General features: G+C 42.2%; 18 protein-coding genes and 1 riboswitch. Of the genes, 4 read left to right on the top strand and 14 right to left on the bottom strand.

Going from position 1 to position 19,666, the window contains the following annotated elements; genetic code table 11:
• Positions 1-3 precede the first annotated feature (3 nt).
• The 11 genes from cls to uvrA form a co-directional block, all read right to left on the bottom strand.
• Positions 4-1,536 (bottom strand): cardiolipin synthase, encoded by a 1,533-nt coding sequence (gene cls, locus D7D53_RS09860; RefSeq protein ID WP_120770834.1) that lies wholly within the window; start codon positions 1,534-1,536, stop codon positions 4-6.
• A 139-nt stretch (positions 1,537-1,675) separates the two neighbouring features.
• Positions 1,676-2,140 (bottom strand): SP_0198 family lipoprotein, encoded by a 465-nt coding sequence (locus D7D53_RS09855; protein WP_120770833.1) that lies wholly within the window; start codon positions 2,138-2,140, stop codon positions 1,676-1,678.
• Between the two features lie 83 nt (positions 2,141-2,223).
• Positions 2,224-3,474 (bottom strand): folylpolyglutamate synthase/dihydrofolate synthase family protein, encoded by a 1,251-nt coding sequence (locus D7D53_RS09850; protein WP_120770832.1) that lies wholly within the window; start codon positions 3,472-3,474, stop codon positions 2,224-2,226.
• Between the two features lie 406 nt (positions 3,475-3,880).
• Entirely contained in the window at positions 3,881-4,186 is a 306-nt protein-coding gene (locus D7D53_RS09845) for a DUF1292 domain-containing protein (protein WP_120770831.1), read from the bottom strand.
• Between the two features lie 15 nt (positions 4,187-4,201).
• Positions 4,202-4,621 carry a Holliday junction resolvase RuvX gene (gene ruvX, locus D7D53_RS09840; RefSeq protein WP_004239076.1) on the bottom strand — a complete coding sequence of 140 codons (420 nt, stop codon included), beginning with the start codon at positions 4,619-4,621 and terminating at the stop codon, positions 4,202-4,204.
• A 3-nt stretch (positions 4,622-4,624) separates the two neighbouring features.
• The gene (locus tag D7D53_RS09835) at positions 4,625-4,891 is read right to left on the bottom strand and encodes an IreB family regulatory phosphoprotein (RefSeq protein ID WP_000507059.1); all 267 of its coding nucleotides are present in this window, start codon (positions 4,889-4,891) and stop codon (positions 4,625-4,627) included.
• Between the two features lie 86 nt (positions 4,892-4,977).
• Positions 4,978-5,547 (bottom strand): SP0191 family lipoprotein, encoded by a 570-nt coding sequence (locus tag D7D53_RS09830; RefSeq protein WP_042751756.1) that lies wholly within the window; start codon positions 5,545-5,547, stop codon positions 4,978-4,980.
• Between the two features lie 66 nt (positions 5,548-5,613).
• Positions 5,614-6,012 (bottom strand): transcriptional regulator Spx, encoded by a 399-nt coding sequence (gene spx, locus D7D53_RS09825; protein ID WP_000591165.1) that lies wholly within the window; start codon positions 6,010-6,012, stop codon positions 5,614-5,616.
• A gap of 135 nt (positions 6,013-6,147) precedes the next feature.
• The gene (gene mgtA / locus D7D53_RS09815) at positions 6,148-8,808 is read right to left on the bottom strand and encodes a magnesium-translocating P-type ATPase (protein WP_120770830.1); all 2,661 of its coding nucleotides are present in this window, start codon (positions 8,806-8,808) and stop codon (positions 6,148-6,150) included.
• Positions 8,809-9,001: 193 nt separating this feature from the next.
• Positions 9,002-9,154: riboswitch (M-box (ykoK) riboswitch) on the bottom strand.
• A 56-nt stretch (positions 9,155-9,210) separates the two neighbouring features.
• On the bottom strand, positions 9,211-10,272 hold the full coding sequence (locus D7D53_RS09810) for a M24 family metallopeptidase (protein ID WP_120770829.1): 1,062 nt from the start codon (positions 10,270-10,272) through the stop codon (positions 9,211-9,213).
• The gene (gene uvrA / locus D7D53_RS09805; RefSeq protein ID WP_120770828.1) at positions 10,265-13,096 is read right to left on the bottom strand and encodes an excinuclease ABC subunit UvrA; all 2,832 of its coding nucleotides are present in this window, start codon (positions 13,094-13,096) and stop codon (positions 10,265-10,267) included. Before uvrA ends, D7D53_RS09810 begins: the two co-directional genes overlap by 8 nt.
• 131 nt (positions 13,097-13,227) lie before the next feature.
• Here uvrA and D7D53_RS09800 point away from each other — a divergent pair, with 131 nt between their 5' ends.
• The 4 genes from D7D53_RS09800 to D7D53_RS09785 all read left to right on the top strand — a co-directional run bounded on the left by D7D53_RS09800 (position 13,228) and on the right by D7D53_RS09785 (position 16,406).
• Positions 13,228-14,172, top strand: coding sequence for a magnesium transporter CorA family protein (locus tag D7D53_RS09800; protein WP_000815623.1), 945 nt, complete (start codon positions 13,228-13,230; stop codon positions 14,170-14,172).
• Between the two features lie 11 nt (positions 14,173-14,183).
• Entirely contained in the window at positions 14,184-14,861 is a 678-nt protein-coding gene (locus D7D53_RS09795; protein ID WP_120770827.1) for a DUF1129 domain-containing protein, read from the top strand.
• 141 nt (positions 14,862-15,002) lie between these two features.
• A complete protein-coding gene (locus tag D7D53_RS09790; RefSeq protein ID WP_120770826.1) occupies positions 15,003-16,037 on the top strand; it encodes a S66 family peptidase in 1,035 nt (344 codons plus the stop codon).
• Positions 16,038-16,142: 105 nt separating this feature from the next.
• Positions 16,143-16,406, top strand: a complete 264-nt coding sequence (locus D7D53_RS09785) for a SemiSWEET family transporter (protein WP_000166114.1) — start codon at positions 16,143-16,145, stop codon at positions 16,404-16,406.
• 81 nt (positions 16,407-16,487) lie between these two features.
• On the opposite strand, the gene D7D53_RS09780 is transcribed toward D7D53_RS09785, so the two are convergent.
• The 3 genes from D7D53_RS09780 to mutL are packed head-to-tail and all read right to left on the bottom strand — an operon-like array spanning position 16,488 to position 19,622.
• The gene (locus D7D53_RS09780; protein WP_120770825.1) at positions 16,488-17,054 is read right to left on the bottom strand and encodes a DNA-3-methyladenine glycosylase I; all 567 of its coding nucleotides are present in this window, start codon (positions 17,052-17,054) and stop codon (positions 16,488-16,490) included.
• A 9-nt stretch (positions 17,055-17,063) separates the two neighbouring features.
• On the bottom strand, positions 17,064-17,657 hold the full coding sequence (ruvA, locus tag D7D53_RS09775) for a Holliday junction branch migration protein RuvA (RefSeq protein WP_120770824.1): 594 nt from the start codon (positions 17,655-17,657) through the stop codon (positions 17,064-17,066).
• A 15-nt stretch (positions 17,658-17,672) separates the two neighbouring features.
• Positions 17,673-19,622: a DNA mismatch repair endonuclease MutL gene (mutL, locus tag D7D53_RS09770; RefSeq protein ID WP_120770823.1), complete on the bottom strand. Its 1,950-nt coding sequence runs from the start codon at positions 19,620-19,622 to the stop codon at positions 17,673-17,675.
• Positions 19,623-19,666: the final 44 nt, after the last annotated feature.

The raw sequence follows: 19,666 nt of genomic DNA, 5'->3' as shown, positions 1-19,666 counted from the left end.
TTCTTATAAGATAGGGGCGAATAACTGGGCAATTTCCTTAATCAATTTCTGATACCAGCTATTTTTTATCGTATGAGGGAAAATTTCTTGAGATACTGAAAAAATCTCCTGAAAGTCTTTTTGAATCTCTGTGATTGATGCCGTTTTATATAGCAAAACTGCATCTTCATAGTGATGAAGTAAACTTCTATAATCTAAATTAATCGTTCCAACTACAGCAAAATCCTTATCCACTAGGATTTGTTTACTGTGGATAAAGCCTGGACTATACTCAAAAATCCTGACTCCTGCTGACAAAAGATCCGGATAAGCCCCTCTTGTTATGAGCTGGATTAATTTTTTATCCGGAATGAAAGGAGTCACGATGCGGACATCAACACCCCTCATGGCTGCATTTTTAATACTCTCAGTTAAATCATAGTCAATAATCAAATAGGGTGTTGTGATATAGACTGAATCAGTAGCCTGATTAATCAAACTTTGATAAACTTTTTTCCCTACCTGGGTACGGAAGATGGGCTTGGGTCCACTACCGTAAGGAATGCAGAGCCCTTGGCCAGAACAAGGCTGGTTTTCCAAGTGATACTGGTCAAAATCACTGATTTCCCCACGATTGATGTACCAAGTCATCAAAAAGAGACGGGTTAGAGCCTTGACACCAGGGCCATCTATGCGAATCCCACTATCCTTCCAATAACCAAAGCGTTCTACATGGTTGATATACTCATCGGCTAAGTTAATGCCTCCTGTATAAGCTACCTGACCATCTATAACAAGGATTTTACGATGGTCTCGATTATTATAAGCTACCGTCAAACGAGGAATCACCTTGTTAAACTTATGGGCTTCAATTCCTCGACTACGAAGCTGAACAGTATAGTCTCCAGGTAAAGTCGCCATACAACCGATATCATCATAGAGCATCTTGACCTCTACACCCTGAGCTGCCTTTTGCTCTAGTATATCTAGTATACTATTCCACATCAGACCTTCTTCGACAATATAGTACTCTAGAAAGATAAATTTCTCAGCTTTCTTGAGGTCTTCCAACATATGTTGCCACATGCTTTCACCCGAAGAAAAGAATTGTGAATCTGTTCGATCATAGACATCGGCATTGCTATCCATACTTAGCAAAGATTTGATAACTCCGTAAGCCGCCTTATCATCTTCCTTCAATTTCTGGCGGAGAGCTTTACTGTTATCCTCCCGAAAATGCATGGAACCAAGTCTGTTCAACTGCTTGATTTCTTTTTTGGATAATCGTCTTTCACCAAACATCAGATATAGCAAAGGACCAATAACAGGAACAAAAGTTACCACTAACCACATTACTTTACTTTCAGGCGCCATTGAACGATTGACAATTGCGACAATAGTCGCCATACTCATAAAAATCAAGACAATTACCCATAGAATAGGGGCCATGCGCCCTAAATAGAGAAAGAGACCAAAAACAAGACACAGTTCAAGTAGCATAATCGAAAGACTAAAGCCATACTTGGACATCAATAATTGAAGTTTTCTATATTTCATATCCCCTCCTTGATAGTTTGAATGCTAAAAACAGGTAATTGATACTAGTATAACTCAGGTATTCGGTAGAAGGCAAGTATTTATAATCATTTTTCTGAGTAAAAGCAAAAGAGACTGACAAAACCAGTCTCCTTCTAGTCTATTTTGATAAAACGATGCGATCAGACGCTTCTCTATCCATATCGTCGATAATCATCTGATTTCCATTGATTGCATAAATCTTGACGTCATCCCCAATAATCATGCGTTGATTAGCGGCATCAAAGCTAACCTGCTTGATTTCTTGTTCACCATCAGTTTCCACCTGTGTCCATGTACCAGTTGTTCCAGTTACCACTAAAGTGATACGGTCTCCTTCGTCCTGACCAGTATAAGTTCCATCAATATTAGTTGGTTGAGCCTCAGGCGCATTTTGTGAAGAACTTGTTGCTGCCTGGTTGCTATTTTCTGTAGAAGATGAAACAGCAGCTTGTGATTGCTGAGTTTGTTGTGTTTGCAATTGAGTTGCTGGTTGTTGAACTTGTTGAGCTCTTTGTGAACAAGCTACTAAGAGACTAAGACTTGCTAGAGAAGCAAGAGAAAGTGTGAATCTTTTTAATTTCATGATGAATTTCCTTTCTGCTACCAATTTACAGAAGTTTTTCCTAACTGGCAGTTTTCCTAGTATAACAAGTTCAAAAAAGGAGGTCAATTTATCTGCTCATGCCCCAGTAGATAGCCCCGTACTTCTGAGATAAAATAGAGAGATCCTGTAACGAACAACAAGGCCTGGGCATCTGCTCTTGCTTCAAAATTGCTAATAAATTCTCGGTAAGAAGGAACTATATCGTAACCTGTTACATCTGTTTCATCCAAAGAACCTTGATAGTCAAAGCCGGTCACCTTGAGTTCCACCTGAGGCAATTTTTCAGTCAGATAAGCCAACATCCCTTGATAATCCTTCCGTTTCAAGGCTCCAAATAGGATTTGAGGACGATATCTTTCCTGCTCTTTTTCTTTAATAAATTCAACCAAGCGAGTCAAGGCAGGGAGGTTATGAGCACCGTCCAAGTAAATCTGAGGACGAATACGCTCCAAACGCCCAGCCCAATGGGTCTGATTCAAAGCTTGTCTTACAGCCTGTTCATCAACAACTTCCTTTCCTTCCCTCATAAAGAGAAGAAAAGTTTGCAACGCTAAGGCCGCATTTTCCTGCTGATAAGCTCCTTCTAAACCTATTTTCAACTGTGAAAGGTTAGCCAAAGAGCTTGAAAAATCCCCATTCAGCATTGAAAAATCCTGACCTGCCTGATAAAGGTCAACAGCTAAAGAGTCTGCTTTTTTCTGACAAACAAGCCTAGCTTCTGAAGGCAACTTAGCAATCACTGCCTTTTTACCAGCCTTGAAAATACCAGCTTTCTGCTCTGCGATTGCTTCTAGACTATCACCCAAGGTTTCCTGATGGTCTAGCCCGATGGATGTGATAACAGCAATCTTTCCAGTTACCACATTAGTCGTATCAAGTAAGCCACCAATTCCCACTTCTAATAAAACCAAATCCACCTCTTGCTCCCTAAAATAAAGAAAAGCAATCAAGGTCAGCAATTCAAAAAAGGACAACTGATCATGGGTTTGCAGAAGCGTTTTCTCCATCTCCTTGACCTGATTAGCCAAACGGATGAAGTCTGCATCAGCTATTGGTTGCCCGTTAATGCAGATTCGATCATTGATAGAGACGATATGAGGGGAGGTAAAGGTCGCAACTTTTTTGCCATGCCCCATAAATAACTCCCTCATAAAAGCAATGGTAGATCCTTTTCCATTAGTCCCGGTTACATGAATAATAGGATAAGACTTCTCGGGATTCCCCAACAAATCCACCGCTTGTTGCATTCGGCCCAAACCTGATCGAAAATTCAAACCAATTCGACTATGGAGCCATTCTTCTACTTCAAACATATACATCTCCTTAATTACAGGTTCAATCAACTGCCTCAATAAAGTCTCATAACTAACAAAAACGAGGCCAGGATTTTCGTCCCGACCTCTTACCTGGTTAGCTAATAACTAGCTACTATGAAGTTAACGTGGGGTAAACACGTCCACTGAATGTGCCTGCGTTTCTAATTTCTAGCGCAGGGCTAAAAACGTCCCCCGGACGTTCCAACTCTTCCCAATTTCTGGGAGTTGGGCTGATACAGTCTCCCAGACTTACTTACGGTCTTTATTTTTAGCGTAAGGGTAAAAATGTTCACTGAACACACCAGTTCTCTCTTATTTTAAGGAACTGGGCTAAAAACGTCCACTGGATGTTCCAACTCTTCTAATTTCTAGGAGTTGGGGTGATACAGTCTCCCAGACTGTATCACTCCTCCATAAAGTTGTTGAAGACTTCTTCAATCATGTTCCATTCGTCTTCTGAGTCTTCTGGAATTGGTTGCAATTCGCCTTCTGTTCCATCTTCGTTTTCGATGAACGAGTAAGCTTGGATTTCAACTTGTCCGTCTTCGTCTTCTTCTGCATTAACTGGTACTAGAAGAACATAGTTTTTACCAAATTCTTCTTTTCCGTCAATGGTCAAAAGGATTTCAAACAAGGTTTCATTTCCTTGCTCATCTACTAGTGTGATTAGTTCACGTTCTTCGTGGTCGTGGTTATGATCGTGTGACATAGCCTCTCCTTTGTATTAAAATTTTCTATCTAAATAATTTTGTAAAATCAGCTGAGCTGCTAATTTATCAATGACTTTCTTGCGCTTGTTACGGCTAATATCTGCTTGTTCAATCAACATACGCTCTGCGGCAACTGTTGTCAAGCGTTCATCTTGATAGTCTACTGGTAAACCAAAAAGCTCTTCCAGCTTTGCTCCGTAGGCTTGACTAGCTTCCACGCGCGGTCCGCTTGTATTGTTCATGTTTTTAGGCAAGCCCACTACAAATCGTTCCACCTTGTAAGTATCAACCAACTCCTTAACGCGGTCAAAACCAAATTGACCTTGCTCCTCATTGATTTGGATGATTTCAAGTCCTTGAGCTGTAAAACCAAGCGGATCGCTAATCGCCACCCCTACCGTTTTTGAACCGACGTCCAATCCCATAATTCTCATAGGTTATAGATCGACTCCTTGTCCTTTAAGGTAGTAGCGGACTAATTCCTCAACGATTTCATCACGCTCATACTTACGGATTTGATTTCGTGCATTATTATAACGAGGAACGTAGGCAGGGTCTCCACTCAATACGTAACCTACGATTTGGTTAATTGGGTTGTAGCCCTTATCGTTCAACGAAGCATAAACATCAGTCAGAGTTTCGCTAATTTCTTTTTTATTGGAATCGTCCAATTTAAAACGTACTGTTTCTTCAGTAAATCCCATTCTAACACCCTCTTTCCTTAGAATAGTACCATTATAGCATAATTCCTTACGTTCTACAATTCAGGCAGTCTATTTATTTGGATTTTCTACTGTTCTGTCGCACCATTTGCCAATCTGTCTGCTACATATTGACTCGGTTCATTTTTCAAAAGATTTTCCAAGCCAATATTCTTTAAATATTCAACCTGTGAAGCTTTTTTGATATCTAAAACCTGAAAATCATAAGTAGTTGTTGTTTGAATTTCTGTTTCACTTAGTAGCTTCGTCTCAAGTGTAAAACCTGGCAACTTGCGCGCTTCCTGAATTGAGGTATCTTTACCTTCAGCTTCAATGAGTGCTTTTTGGGTTGCCTCTACACCATGCTCAGTTACAAAAGTCTTCAATTCATCGGTAACTGGTCTTTTTTGAATAATAGTCAAACTTAAAAATTGTTTTCCTTTATATGTGACTGTTTGAATCTGCTGACTGCCGTCTGTTGACTTCGGTAGCATAAATGTTTTTGTAACTACTGTATTCTTCTCAGCATTCTCTAGGACAGGTAAAGTTGACTGTAACGTTTCAGATTTACTGCTAGAGGACGCAGTTGTCGCTTTTTTTTGTCCACATCCAGCAAGCAAGAAAAGTAGTGCAAAACTTGTAATCAGTATTTTTTTCATAATTCCTCACATCATTTTTGAATTAAAAGAGCAAACAAGGCTAGGAAGCACTCCCAGCCTTGATGTTTATAGAGCTGCACGCAAACGTGCTTCTGCATTTTCTACATTACGGACAGAGCGTGGTAGGAAGGCACGAATATCATCTTCCTTATAGCCAACTTGCAGGCGTTTTTCATCTACAAGGATTGGGCTCTTTAAAATTCTCGGTGTTTCCATAATCAGATTGAGGACTTCGTTGACACTCAAATCTTCAATATCCACTCCAAGGGCTTTGGCATAGCGATTTTTAGACGAAACGATGCTGGCTATTCCGTTATCTGTTTTTGTCAGAATATCCAGTAATTCTTCTCTCGTAATTCCTTCTTTACCAAGGTTTTGTTCTTTATAACTTAACTGGTGGGCATTGAGCCAGGTTTTTGCTTTTTTACAGCTAGTACAACTTGAGACTGTATAAATTTTAATCATGTACCTACCCCTTTCGCTACATGTTACTATCAGTTTAGTCTATTATACCATAAAAAACATCCGACTTGCGACCTATTTTTAAATTTTTTTGACTTTTTTCGTCATTTTCGTACTTTTTTCTTGACAAAATGAAATTTACAGCCATTCTTTATATTTATTGATATAGATTTTTTTCACAATTGTCACGCTAATCATGTACAAAATGATGATGAAAAGCAAAAAGATGAAATAGATCGGCTTCAAAGGAGTTAGATGAAGAAGGCTAGCTAGTGGACTGTAGGGAAGGAAGGTCACAAAGGCTGCAGCCAATAAGGTTGTCACAAGGACTAGCCAAGCTGGACGACTTTGTAAAAAAGGAATTTTGGCTGAACGCAACATATGGATAACCATAGTCTGCGACCACATGGACTCGATAAACCAACCTGTCTGAAACAAGACAATAAATCCTACGGCAGACTCCGCTCCATGGACATAAGCTTGACCTGTTGTCATGGGTACAATGATAAAATAGAGCAAAATAAAGGTCAAAATATCAAAGGCGGAAGAGATAGGTCCCATCCAAATCATGAAACGTGTGATGGACTTAGCTTCCCAGGTATGCGGATTTCTCAAAAAATCTTTATCCACCTTGTCAAAAGGCAAGGCAATACAAGACAAATCATAGACTAGATTTAGGATAATTAAATGGACTGGAGCCATCGGTAAAAATGGTAAAAAGATTCCAGAAACCAAAAGGGATAAGATATTCCCAAAATTAGAACTCACTGTCATTTTGATATATTTGGTCATATTGGCATAGACCTTACGACCTTCAACAAGTCCTTTTTCAAGCACCATGAGATCCTTATCAAGTAGGATAACATCAGCTGTTTCTTTGGCAATATCTACTGCTGTATCAACAGAAATCCCCACATCTGAGACTTTCATGGAAGGGGCATCATTGATCCCATCTCCCATATAGCCGACAGCATGACCATTAGCCTTAAATTGCAAAATAATCCTCGCTTTTTGGTCAGGTGAAAGTTTGGCAAAGACTGTTACCTCCTCTACGGCTTGGGCCAATTCTTGATCGCTCATCTGATCAATTTCAGATCCTAACAGCATCTGATTGATATCCAAACCAACCTTTTCACAGACTGCTTGGGTAACTTTTTCGTTGTCTCCCGTCAAAATCTTTGTTTGAACCCCATGTTCTAACAGAGCCTTAATTGCTGGTGCTGCAGATGGTTTAGGAGGATCTAGGAAGGCCAAGTAACCAGTTAGAATCATATCCCCTTCGTCATCAACTGTATAGGCATGACCTTCCCTCAAACCTGACTTATAGGCCACTCCCAAGACACGCAAACCTTGTTGATTTAGTTGTCTGACTTCTGATAAAATTTCTTCTCTAATAACATCTGTCAAAGGAGTAATCACTCCTTGGTATTCCGCATAACTGGAAATCGTCAACATTTCCTCTAGAGCACCCTTGGTTACTAAACTAACAACTTCGTGTTCATCCTTAACGATAACACTCATCCGTCTACGTTCAAAATCAAAGGGGAGCTCATCTATTTTTTGAAAGGTTTGAGCTAGATTTTGCAAGAGGGCGTGTTCTTTGGCTTCCTTTTCAGTCCGTTTGATGATGGCTCTGTCCATCAAATTTTTCAAGCCCGTTTGAAAATAAGAATTGAGATAAGCTCGTCTCAAGACAGTCAAATCCAAGCGTCCGTGGATGTCCAAGGGATATTCTAGAACGATTTCGTCTTGGGTTAGAGTTCCTGTCTTATCTGTACACAAAATATCAATCGCCCCTAAGTCCTGTATGGCATTGAGTTTTTTGATAACCACTTTTTCCTTGGCCATGATAATAGAACCCTTTGCTAGGCTAGCGGTAATAATCATAGGTAGCATCTCAGGTGTCAGTCCAACACCGACACTCAGTGCAAATACGCCAGCTTCTAACCAATCTCCATCTGTCAAACCATTAGACAAGAAAACGATGGGCACCATGACCAGCATCAAACGAATCAAGAGCCACGAAATACTATTCATCTCTCGCTCAAATGAAGTAGGCTCGTCATAGGTGTTCAAAGTCTGCTCAATGGCCCCCATCATGGTATCATCACCAACCGCCAAAACCACGGCCTTAGCACTACCAGACAAGACATTGGTTCCCATAAAGGCGAGCGCTTCTGCTTCTACCAGACTATCAGATTGTTGAACTGTTGCCTTGGTCAAGGCCAATTTTTCAACCGATTCACTTTCACCTGTCAAGCCCGACTGTTGTACAAAGAAATCACGCGACTCAAATAAAAGAAGATCTGCTGGAATCATGTCTCCAGCGCTTAATTTAACCACGTCACCCACTACCAAATCATCGATAGGTACTTCTTGGATTTCTCCTTGACGAATGACAGTCGCTGTGTTGACAATCATTTTTGATAGATTGGTCGCAGCCTTATCACTACGGAGTTCTTGGACAAAGCGTATGCCACCAGAAATGAGGACTAGGACAACGATGATAATAGAAGTCGTCGGATCCTCTTGACCTGGTTTTGCCAACCAGACATTGGTCACCAAGGAAATCACGGCGATGACCAGCAAGATGATCGTAAAAGGATTGATAATGGATTCGTAAATCTTTTTGAGGATACTGTCTTCTTGACCCTTTGTGATGGTATTTTCGCCATAGAGGTCACGATTTTTCTCCACCTGCTCCTCAGTCAATCCTGTTAGACTTGTCTTATAAAAAGATAGAGTTTCGTTTAAAGATGTATGAATAGCTGTTGCTAATCTTTCTTTTGTAGTTTTCATTGGTTTCTCCTATCTGTATGAATGATGTGTTTCATACACAGAGACCAATCACTTTATAAGGGCAGAACGACACAAATCAGCGATTGGCTGTGTATGTGCGGTTCCGGATGATCATCAATTTGCATCGTCTATCTCCTTTCTTTGATTTAAACAGTAGAAAATCCCACCATAAAATGGCAGGATTAAAAAACTAACTATCTGTTTTTCGTTCAAGCTTTAACTCCATAGGGCAATGTAATGAGCTTAGTCTTGGCCTTCGCGACCAGGACTGTTGACCAACGAGTAGTGTCTCCACTGCTTTGCGGTAGTCATCCGTATCCCTATGGTAGCCTCACCTACCGTTTTCGTCTTTCAGTATAAACCTTTAAAATTTAAAAGTCAATCATTTGAGCTGCTTGACCATTAAATGACTATCAACTCTTTTGGAGCAAGGGTCAATAATTCACAACCTGACTCTGTAATCAGGATATCATCCTCGATACGAACGCCATATTTGCCTTCGATATAGATACCTGGCTCATCTGTCAAGGCCATACCTGCCTTAATAGTTTCTGTAGAAGTCTGGCTAAAGTATGGTTCCTCATGAATATCCAGTCCAATACCGTGTCCGATACCGTGAGTAAAGTAGTCGCCATAACCTGCCTCAATGATAATATCACGAGGAATTTTGTCAAAGTCTCGGAAACTTAATCCTGCCTTAGCCTGGTCAATCAAGGCTTGGTTGGCTTTGAGAACCGTATTGTAAATCTCTGCCTGCTCATCGCTGACATGCCCCAGATAGATAGTCCGTGTCATATCACTGACATAGTGGTCATAAAGGCAACCGAAGTCCATAGTAATGGCTTCTCCCAATTCCACTGGTTTGTGCATTGGATGGGCATGGGGTTTAGAAGAATTGATACCGCTAGCTAGAATGGTGTCAAAAGACAAGCCAGATGCTCCCAACTCACGCATGCGGAAGTCAAGGAAGTTGGCAATCTCAATCTCAGTCTTTCCTGGTTTGATAAAGTCAAGTGCATCGCGGAAAGCTTGGTCTGATATAGAACAAGCCTTGCGAATAGCTGCAATCTCCGCTTCATCCTTAATCATTCGAAGACCTTCAACAAACTGAGTCTGTGGAAGCAAGTCAATTCCTTCAAAGGTTGCCTGCATACGGTGATAATAAGACACTGAAATCTCGTCCTCAAAACCGATTCGAGACAAGCCCATGTCCTTGACAATTCCGGCAATGACAGCCAATTCATCACGGTCAGCCACAATCTCAAAACCACTGGTTTCTTGCTTAGCTGCAATGATATAGCGAGAGTCTGTCACCAAGACCTGACGGTCACGGCTGATGAAGACTGTTCCGTTTGAGCCCCAAAAACCAGTCAGGTAATAGACGTTTTTAAGGTTATTGATGATGATGCCATCTAGTTCTTTTTCTTGCATTTTAGCTATAAATGCTTGTACACGTTTATTCATGATGTAACTTTCCTTTCAAATACTGTCCTGTGTAGCTGGCTTCGTTGGCCGCTACTTCTTCTGGAGTTCCTGTTGCGATGATGGTTCCACCACCGACACCACCTTCTGGACCTAGGTCAATGATATGGTCTGCAGTCTTAATAACATCTAGATTGTGCTCGATAACAAGGACTGTATTGCCATCGTCAACAAAGCGAGCTAAAACCTTAAGCAAGCGAGCGATATCCTCTGTATGGAGTCCTGTCGTTGGCTCATCCAGAATGTAGAAAGATTTTCCTGTCGATCGTTTGTGGAGTTCACTAGCCAACTTCATACGCTGGGCTTCTCCCCCAGAAAGAGTGGTAGCTGGTTGACCTAGCGTCACATAGCCCAACCCTACATCCTTGATGGTCTGAAGTTTGCGTTGAATTTTAGGAATATGTTGGAAGAATTCTACCGCATCGTTGACAGTCATGTCCAAGACCTGCGAGATATTTTTTTCCTTGTAGTGAACTTCTAGGGTTTCACTGTTGTAGCGGGTTCCGTGGCAGACCTCACAAGCTACATAAACATCTGGCAAGAAGTGCATCTCAATCTTAATGATCCCGTCGCCTGAGCAGGCTTCACAACGACCTCCCTTAACGTTGAAACTAAAACGTCCCTTCTTGTAACCACGAATCTTGGCTTCGTTTGTTTGAGCAAAAAGGTCACGTATATCGTCAAAAACTCCTGTATAGGTAGCTGGGTTGGACCTCGGCGTTCGCCCGATTGGACTCTGGTCAATGTCAATCAAGCGGTCTACATGCTCAATCCCTGTAATGGTTTTGAATTTACCTGGTTTGTCTGAATTGCGGTTGAGCTTTTGGGCAATCGCTTTTTTGAGGATACTATTGATTAGGGTCGATTTCCCTGAACCTGATACCCCTGTCACTGCGATGAATTTTCCTAGTGGAAAGCGAGCTGTGACATTTTGCAAGTTGTTCTCACGCGCTCCTGTCACTTCGATAAAACGACCATTACCAGTACGGCGCTCTGTTGGCACTGGAATAGCACGTTTACCTGACAAGTACTGGCCTGTGATAGACTTACTGTTACGAGCTACCTGTTTAGGCGTACCTGCAGCAACAATCTCCCCACCAAAAACACCGGCACCGGGACCAACGTCAACCAGATAATCCGCCTCACGCATGGTATCTTCGTCATGTTCCACCACGATAAGAGTATTGCCCAAGTCACGCATCTTTTTGAGACTGGCAATCAGACGGTCATTATCCCTCTGGTGAAGACCGATTGACGGCTCATCTAGGATATAGAGGACACCTGATAGGTTAGAACCAATCTGGGTTGCCAAACGAATACGCTGACTTTCCCCACCTGAAAGGGTTCCTGCTGAGCGAGACAGAGTCAGATAGTTAAGACCCACGTTATTAAGGAAGGTCAAACGATCCTTGATTTCCTTGAGAATGGGACGAGCGATGATGGCTTCATTTTCAGACAAGGTCAGCTGGCTCACCAAGTCTAAGTGGTCTGCGATAGACAGGTCTGAAATTTCTCCGATATGTGGCCCTTGCTCGCCACCCACACGGACAGACAAGGCCTGATCATTGAGACGGTAACCGTGACAGGTTCCGCAGGTCAGCTCATTCATGTAGAGGCGCATCTGGGTGCGGGTGTAATCGCTGTTTGTCTCGTGATAGCGACGCTTGATATTATTGACAATTCCCTCAAAAGGAATGTCAATATCGCGCACACCACCAAATTCATTCTCATAGTGGAAATGGAATTCCTTGCCATCTGACCCATAGAGAATCAAGTTCTTATCTTCTTCTGACAAGTCCTCAAAAGGCTTATCCATATCCACTCCAAAGGCTGTCATAGCCTGCTCTAGCATGTTTGGATAGTAGTTGGATGAGATAGGATTCCAAGGAGCCAAGGCTCCCTCACGTAAGGTTTTGCTGGCATCTGGCACCACCAAATCAGTGTCCACCTCCAGCTTGATGCCCAAGCCGTCACACTCACTACAAGAACCAAAAGGAGCATTGAATGAGAAGAGACGTGGCTCTAGCTCTGGAACAGTAAAGCCACAAACTGGACAAGCATAATGCTCAGAGAACAGTAACTCCGAATCGTCCATCGTGTCGATAATGACATAACCTTCTGAGATACGAAGGGCAGCCTCAATGGAATCAAAGAGACGACTACGAATGCCCTCCTTGATAACGATACGATCAACCACGACATCTATATTATGTTGCTTGCTCTTAGACAACTCTGGCACTTCGGTCACATCATATACTTCCCCATCCACACGGACACGGACATAACCATCTTTCTGAATCTTTTCAATAACGCTCTTGTGCTGTCCTTTTTTCTTGCGGATGACAGGGGCCAAAATCTGCAAGCGCTGGCGTTCAGGCAATTCTAAAACCTTATCCACGATTTGCTCCACAGAAGAAGCCTTGATAGCTCCATGCCCGTTGATACAGTAAGGCGTCCCCACACGCGCATAGAGGAGACGCAGATAGTCATTGATTTCAGTCGTTGTTCCCACCGTCGAGCGAGGATTTTTACTAGTCGTTTTCTGGTCGATGGAAATAGCTGGGCTGAGACCATCAATAGCATCTACATCAGGCTTCTCCATATTTCCCAAGAACTGGCGAGCATAGGCTGACAGACTCTCCACATAGCGACGTTGTCCCTCCGCATAGAGGGTGTCAAAGGCCAGACTGGATTTCCCTGAACCTGACAAACCAGTCACTACAACCAGCTTGTCTCGTGGAATTTCCACGTCAATATTTTTTAAATTATGGGCACGCGCCCCATGAATGACAATTTTATCTTGCATCTTTGTTCTTTCTAGTCCATTATTGCTTACCATTATACCAAAAAAAGTGAGATTCTATTACCCAAAAGGCTGAATTTATAGTATAATAGTACGGTGTGAAAAAATCTGAAAAATGAGAAAGGATAAGGGATATGAAACAAGTTTTTCTCTCTACAACAACTGAATTTAAAGAGATCGATACGCTTGAACCGGGTACTTGGATCAATCTCGTTAATCCGACTCAAAATGAATCACTCGAAATCGCTAACGCCTTCGATATTGATATTGCCGACCTTCGAGCACCGCTCGATGCGGAAGAAATGTCTCGTATTACGATTGAAGACGAGTACACCCTGATTATCGTTGACGTGCCGGTCACAGAAGAAAGAAATAACCGCACCTACTACGTAACCATCCCGCTTGGTATTATCATCACCGAGGAAACCATTATCACTACTTGTTTGGAACCACTACCTGTCCTCGATGTCTTTATCAACCGTCGATTGCGTAATTTCTACACTTTCATGCGTTCGCGTTTTATCTTTCAGATTCTCTATCGCAATGCAGAGCTTTACCTAACAGCCCTTCGTTCGATTGACCGTAAGAGTGAACAAATCGAAAGTCAACTGCATCAATCAACTCGTAATGAAGAATTGATTGAGCTCATGGAATTGGAAAAAACCATCGTCTATTTCAAAGCCTCACTTAAAACAAATGAGCGCGTGATTAAGAAATTGACCAGCTCAACCAGCAATATCAAGAAATACCTTGAGGACGAAGACCTGCTTGAAGATACCCTGATTGAAACCCAACAGGCCATCGAGATGGCAGATATCTATGGAAATGTCTTACACTCTATGACAGAAACCTTTGCCTCTATCATTTCCAACAACCAGAACAACATCATGAAAACCTTGGCCCTTGTGACCATCGTCATGTCCATCCCAACCATGGTCTTTTCTGCCTACGGGATGAACTTTAAGGATAATGAAATCCCCCTAAACGGCGAGCCAAATGCTTTTTGGTTAATCGTCTTTATCGCCTTTGCTATGAGTGTCTCGCTCACTCTCTATCTCATCCATAAAAAATGGTTCTAAGAGGAGTTCCTATGTCTCAGATTGATCTACAAAAATTAACTAAGAAAAACCAAGAATTTGTCCACATCGCTACCCAACAATTCATCAAAGATGGGAAATCAGACGCTGAAATCAAGACTATTTTTGAGGAAGTTATTCCCCAAATCCTTGAAGAGCAAGCCAAGGGTACGACTGCTCGTTCCCTCTATGGCGCACCGACCCATTGGGCTCATAGTTTCACTGTCAAGGAACAATATGAAAAAGAGCATCCAAAGGAAAATGATGATCCAAAACTGATGATTATGGATTCAGCTCTTTTCATCACTAGCCTCTTTGCCCTCGTCAGCGCACTCACAACTTTCTTTGCGGCAGATCAAGCTTTCGGCTATGGATTTGTCACTCTCTTATTAGTTGGACTGGTTGGGGGATTTGCCTTCTACTTGATGTACTACTTTGTTTACCAGTATTATGGACCAGACATGGATCGCAGTCAACGCCCACCTTTCTGGAAATCTGTACTGGTTATCCTAGCTTCTATGTTCCTTTGGTTGCTTGTCTTCTTTGCAACAAGCTTCCTACCAGCTAGCCTTAACCCAGTACTGGCTCCATTGCCACTAGCTATTATTGGAGCAGCCCTCCTAGCCCTTCGCTTCTATCTAAAGAAACGCTTGAACATCCGCAGCGCAAGTGCAGGACCAACACGCTATTAAGAAGAATCATAAAAGCAACTGCAGCTGCGGTTGCTTTTTCACTTACTTTTTTGATTTTAAAGTATTCTTCTGATATCCCACATAGCTTTCTCTTCTCTTTTGTGATAAAATAGGCTCAATCTATTTCTAGGAGGATAAAATATGATTTCTACTATTGGTATTGTTAGTTTATCTAGTGGCATTATCGGAGAAGACTTTGTCAAACACGAAGTGGACTTGGGTGTCCAACGTCTCAAGGACCTGGGACTCAATTCTATCTTTTTGCCCCATTCGCTAAAAGGATTAGACTTTATCAAGAACCATCCTGAAGCGCGTGCAGAGGATTTGATTCATGCCTTTTCTGATGATAGCATCGACATGATCCTATGCGCCATCGGTGGAGACGATACCTATCGATTACTACCTTATCTTTTTGAAAATGACCAACTACAAAAGTTTATCAAACAAAAGATTTTTCTTGGTTTCTCGGATACAACCATGAACCATCTCATGTTGCATAAACTAGGAATCAAGACTTTTTATGGTCAATCCTTCTTAGCAGACATTTGTGAGTTAGACAAAGAAATGTTGCCATATAGCCTCCACTATTTCAAAGAATTGATTGAGACGGGAAGAATCTCGGAAATCCGCCCTAGTGACGTTTGGTATAAGGAACGAACTGATTTTAGTCCTAAGGCTTTGGGAACACCTCGTGTCAGTCATGCAAATACCGGTTTTGAATTATTGCAAGGAAATGCCCAGTTCGAGGGAAAAATCCTCGGTGGTTGCCTCGAATCCCTCTACGATATCTTTGACAACTCTCGATACGCAGATAGCACGGAGCTCTGCCAAAAATACAAACTTTTCCCTGACTTGTCAGACTGGGAAGGAAAGATCCTCTTGCTAGAGATAAGCGAAGAAAAGCCTGAGCCGGAAGACTTCAAAAAGATGTTGCAGACTTTAAAGAACACTGGTATATTTGAGGCCATCAGTGGACTCCTGGTCGGAAAACCTATGGATGAAACTTTCTATGACGACTATAAAGAGGCACTATTGGATATTATTGAGAGCAATATCCCGATTATCTATAATCTAAATGTCGGCCACGCAACTCCAAGAGCAATTGTACCCTTTGGAGTCCATGCCCATGTAGATGCACAGGAGCAAGTCATTCGCTTTGACTATAACAAAAAATAAATAGTTTCTCTATTTTTGTGCTTTTGTATTCGTTTTCGTTACAATTTGTATCTGAATTTATTGCATTTCGCTAATTTCTATGATATCCTTTTGAAGGAGGTGTATATGACAAAACAAAAAATTAATCGAATCGTAGGTTCTATTGGTGCCTTTATTGGAATTATAGTATTTATTGCCTACATACCTCAAATTATCGCTAATTTACAGGGAAATAAAGCTCAACCATTTCAACCTTTATCAGCTGCTATATCTTGCTTAATCTGGGTTATTTATGGATGGACAAAGGAACCTAAGAAGGATTGGATACTAATCATTCCAAATTCAGCTGGTGTTATTTTAGGTGGAATCACTTTTTTGACTTCACTCTAACAAATCTAATAGTATATATAAAAAGCTGGGAAAAGTTTCTCAGCTTTTTTCTATATTCTCAGATATTCTAATTACCTATACTCACTGATTCCTGCTTTTCCACTCACAATCATTCTCATGGTCATCAACCAGCCCTGCTGCTTGTAGAAAAGACAGGACGGCGACTGGGCCTGTGAACTTGAAACCTCTTTTTTTGAGATCTTTGGCTAATTTCTCAGACAAGGGTGTTTTAGCTGGGGCTTGGCGATAATCAGGAACATCGTTAACGACAGTTTTCCCCTCAACAAAAGACCAAAGATAGGCATCAAAAGAGCAATATTCTGCCTGTAACCGTAGAAAGGCTTGGGCGTTAACGCGTGTAGCAAAAATTTTCGCTCGATTTCGGATAATGGCTGGATTCTCCAGCAAGTCTTCCAATTCGGTGTCGGTCATCTCTGCGACCGCTTGAATTTGATAGCCATGAAAGGCTTCTCGGAAAGCTTGGCGTTTATTGAGAACCGTTTCCCAAGACAGGCCTGCCTGATAGGTTTCCATACATAACAACTCAAACAATGCTTGGTCATCATGGAGGGGCTGGCCCCACTCCTCATCATGATAGGCAATGTAGAGCGGATTGGTCATCTTGACCCACGAACAACGTTTTGTCATGTTCTGCTCCTATTTGACCAACATTTTAAGGGCCGACTTGATATAGTTCTCAGCTGTATCTGTCGTTCCTTCAAAGAATTTCTTGATTTTCTTGAGCTCTGTTGCCTTGTAGCCCAGAGCCAACATGGCTTCCATGGCTTCTTCCAATTCTTGGTTTTCAGCACTTGCTTGCACTGCCACCTTAGCAGGAAGGTCGTCTCCTGAAACTACTACCTTTCCTTCCAAGTCCAGCACCATCTGCTGGGCTGTTTTCTTGCCAATTTTAGGGAACTTGGTCAAGTAGGTGATGTTCTTGGTTTCGATGGCTTGAACCAAGCCAGCATTGTCATCAGCAGCGATAATAGCGAGAGCTGATACAGGGCCAATCCCAGAAACCGAAATCAGACTAAGAAAGAGCTTTTTCTCATCTTCTGAGCGAAATCCATAAAGCAGATGAGCGTCCTCACGCACGACTTGATGCACATAAATCTGAGCCTCCTGATTAACCTGACCTGAATAGGCATAAGGATTGGCCACATGCAGGATATAACCGATACCGTTAGTTTCAAGAACAATGTATTTAGCAGTAATTTTGGTAATGATTCCTTTTAAATATTCGTACATAGTTTTCCTTTTAGTTTAATATTTCCCCAACTCACGGAGACTGGTGTGATTTTCCTGAATGCGTCGGAACATCTTTTCCATATCCGACTTGGTAAAATGCACTAAAACAGGACGTCCGTGGGGACAGTTATAGGGATTGTCACATTGAGAAAGCTGATATAGGAGTTGTCTAGCTGAATGATCATCAATACGATGATTGGCCTTGATAGACCGCTTGCAGGACATCATAATAGCCAACTCTGCTCGGTATTTCTTGATAGAAACTTCCTTGGTCAAGAGTAGCATATCACACATCTCATAGATGCCTGACTCAATCTCCTCCTCTGCCAGCCAAATAGGATGTTCACGCAGGATAAATTGATTTTCTCCGTACTCTGCTAGAAAGACGCCCACTTCCTCTAAGAGAGGCATTCTCTCCCTGAGACGAAGGGCATCATCTGCAGGAAATTCAAAGATGTAAGGTACTAGGAGTTGCTGCTGGCTCTGGTCAACATTACCAATGCTTTCACGGTACTCCTCGTACTTAACCCGTTCCTGAGCCGCATGTTGGTCTATGATGTAGAGCCCATCTCGCCCTTGAGCAAAGAGATAGGTTCCATGCATTTGTCCGAAAAATTCCAACTCTGGAAAGCTTGATGATTCTTCTCGCTCCAGTTTGTCATAGGCCTTATCAAGACTCGCAAGATCTAGCTCTGGATGGTCTAGTTGATCATAGTTAGCAGGTTTTCGCTCTGCAAAATGCAATTTTGCTGGCTTGGTCAACTGATTCAAGGTTTCCTTGGTAAACAAAGTTAAGTCTTGTCCTGCATCAGTCAATTCCACCTGATAATCAGCCACCTCAGCTTGACTAGGTCTAGTCAGCTCTGTTTGCTCATAGTAGAGCGTATTTTCTTTGAGGGGGAGAATGGTCTGCTCCACCTTTTGACGATTGCGCACGGTCGATTTGGCAAGATTTTCCAAGGCATCAGGTATCAAAGTTTGCTCCTTGAGACTATTTGCAATAGCTTCTGAAACCAGCGTCATCAGTTCTTTTTCCTTGGAAATCCGCACCTCTTGCTTGGTCGGATGCACATTGACATCCGCTAGATAAGGGTCGATATGAATGTGAATGACAGCCAGTGGAAAACGGCCTACCATAAGCTTACTGCCATAGCCGTCTAGAATTGCACGATTGAGCAGGAAATTCTTTATATAACGGCCATTGATGAAGAGACTGATATAGTTGCGGTTGGCTCGAGTTAACTCAGGTAAGGACACAAAACCTGAAATTTCGAAATCTAGGTCAGAATTTTCAATTTCAATCATCTTCTTGGCACTCGCCAAACCGTAAATCCCTGCGATTGCTTGGCGCAGTTGACCAGTCCCTGCTGTCCGCGTCATTTCCTTGCCATCACTGATTAAACTAAAAGAAATCTCAGGATGGGCCAAACCCAGACGATTGACAATATCAATGATATGAGACAGCTCCGCTTGCTGGCTCTTCATATACTTGAGGCGGGCAGGTGTGTTGAAAAAGAGGTCCTCCACACAAACCTTGGTCCCCACAGGACTAGTCGCTGGAACGACTTCTTCAACTTCTCCCCCACGCGCGACGAGCTTGGTTCCATGACTTGCTCCCTCAACTGCTGTCAAAAGAGTTAAAACGCTGACGGATGCGATAGAAGGCAGGGCTTCACCACGAAAACCAAGCGTCCGAATCCGAAAGAGGTCTGCTTGATTTTTTATTTTACTGGTCGCATGACGACGCAGGGCCAACTCCACCTCATCGTGGGCAATTCCATGACCATTATCTGTGATTTGGATTTTCTTGAGACCTGCTTCCTCAATCTCAATGATAATCTGACTAGAGCCCGCATCAATAGCATTTTCTACCAACTCTTTGACCACACTAGCAGGACGCTCAATGACTTCCCCAGCCGCAATCTGGTTTGCCAGCACCTCTGGCAATTCAATAATATGAGACATCTTTCAGCCCCTTTCCGTATCTATTTTCCTAGAAATTGATTAGT

Origin of the sequence: Streptococcus gwangjuense, assembly GCF_003627155.1 — a bacterium.
Lineage (GTDB): Bacteria > Bacillota > Bacilli > Lactobacillales > Streptococcaceae > Streptococcus > Streptococcus gwangjuensis.
The sequence above is the reverse complement of the archived record's forward strand: the minus strand, read 5'-3'. Positions and strand labels throughout refer to the sequence as shown.

What these genes read in the sequence shown, in the direction of transcription:
- cls (WP_120770834.1), bottom strand. Translation starts at nt 1,536, where the DNA reads ATGAAATATAGAAAACTTCAATTATTGATGTCCAAGTATGGCTTTAGT.
- D7D53_RS09855 (WP_120770833.1), bottom strand. Translation starts at nt 2,140, where the DNA reads ATGAAATTAAAAAGATTCACACTTTCTCTTGCTTCTCTAGCAAGTCTT.
- D7D53_RS09850 (WP_120770832.1), bottom strand. Translation starts at nt 3,474, where the DNA reads ATGTTTGAAGTAGAAGAATGGCTCCATAGTCGAATTGGTTTGAATTTT.
- D7D53_RS09845 (WP_120770831.1), bottom strand. Translation starts at nt 4,186, where the DNA reads ATGTCACACGATCATAACCACGACCACGAAGAACGTGAACTAATCACA.
- ruvX (WP_004239076.1), bottom strand. Translation starts at nt 4,621, where the DNA reads ATGAGAATTATGGGATTGGACGTCGGTTCAAAAACGGTAGGGGTGGCG.
- D7D53_RS09835 (WP_000507059.1), bottom strand. Translation starts at nt 4,891, where the DNA reads ATGGGATTTACTGAAGAAACAGTACGTTTTAAATTGGACGATTCCAAT.
- D7D53_RS09830 (WP_042751756.1), bottom strand. Translation starts at nt 5,547, where the DNA reads ATGAAAAAAATACTGATTACAAGTTTTGCACTACTTTTCTTGCTTGCT.
- spx (WP_000591165.1), bottom strand. Translation starts at nt 6,012, where the DNA reads ATGATTAAAATTTATACAGTCTCAAGTTGTACTAGCTGTAAAAAAGCA.
- mgtA (WP_120770830.1), bottom strand. Translation starts at nt 8,808, where the DNA reads ATGAAAACTACAAAAGAAAGATTAGCAACAGCTATTCATACATCTTTA.
- D7D53_RS09810 (WP_120770829.1), bottom strand. Translation starts at nt 10,272, where the DNA reads ATGAATAAACGTGTACAAGCATTTATAGCTAAAATGCAAGAAAAAGAA.
- uvrA (WP_120770828.1), bottom strand. Translation starts at nt 13,096, where the DNA reads ATGCAAGATAAAATTGTCATTCATGGGGCGCGTGCCCATAATTTAAAA.
- D7D53_RS09800 (WP_000815623.1), top strand. Translation starts at nt 13,228, where the DNA reads ATGAAACAAGTTTTTCTCTCTACAACAACTGAATTTAAAGAGATCGAT.
- D7D53_RS09795 (WP_120770827.1), top strand. Translation starts at nt 14,184, where the DNA reads ATGTCTCAGATTGATCTACAAAAATTAACTAAGAAAAACCAAGAATTT.
- D7D53_RS09790 (WP_120770826.1), top strand. Translation starts at nt 15,003, where the DNA reads ATGATTTCTACTATTGGTATTGTTAGTTTATCTAGTGGCATTATCGGA.
- D7D53_RS09785 (WP_000166114.1), top strand. Translation starts at nt 16,143, where the DNA reads ATGACAAAACAAAAAATTAATCGAATCGTAGGTTCTATTGGTGCCTTT.
- D7D53_RS09780 (WP_120770825.1), bottom strand. Translation starts at nt 17,054, where the DNA reads ATGACAAAACGTTGTTCGTGGGTCAAGATGACCAATCCGCTCTACATT.
- ruvA (WP_120770824.1), bottom strand. Translation starts at nt 17,657, where the DNA reads ATGTACGAATATTTAAAAGGAATCATTACCAAAATTACTGCTAAATAC.
- mutL (WP_120770823.1), bottom strand. Translation starts at nt 19,622, where the DNA reads ATGTCTCATATTATTGAATTGCCAGAGGTGCTGGCAAACCAGATTGCG.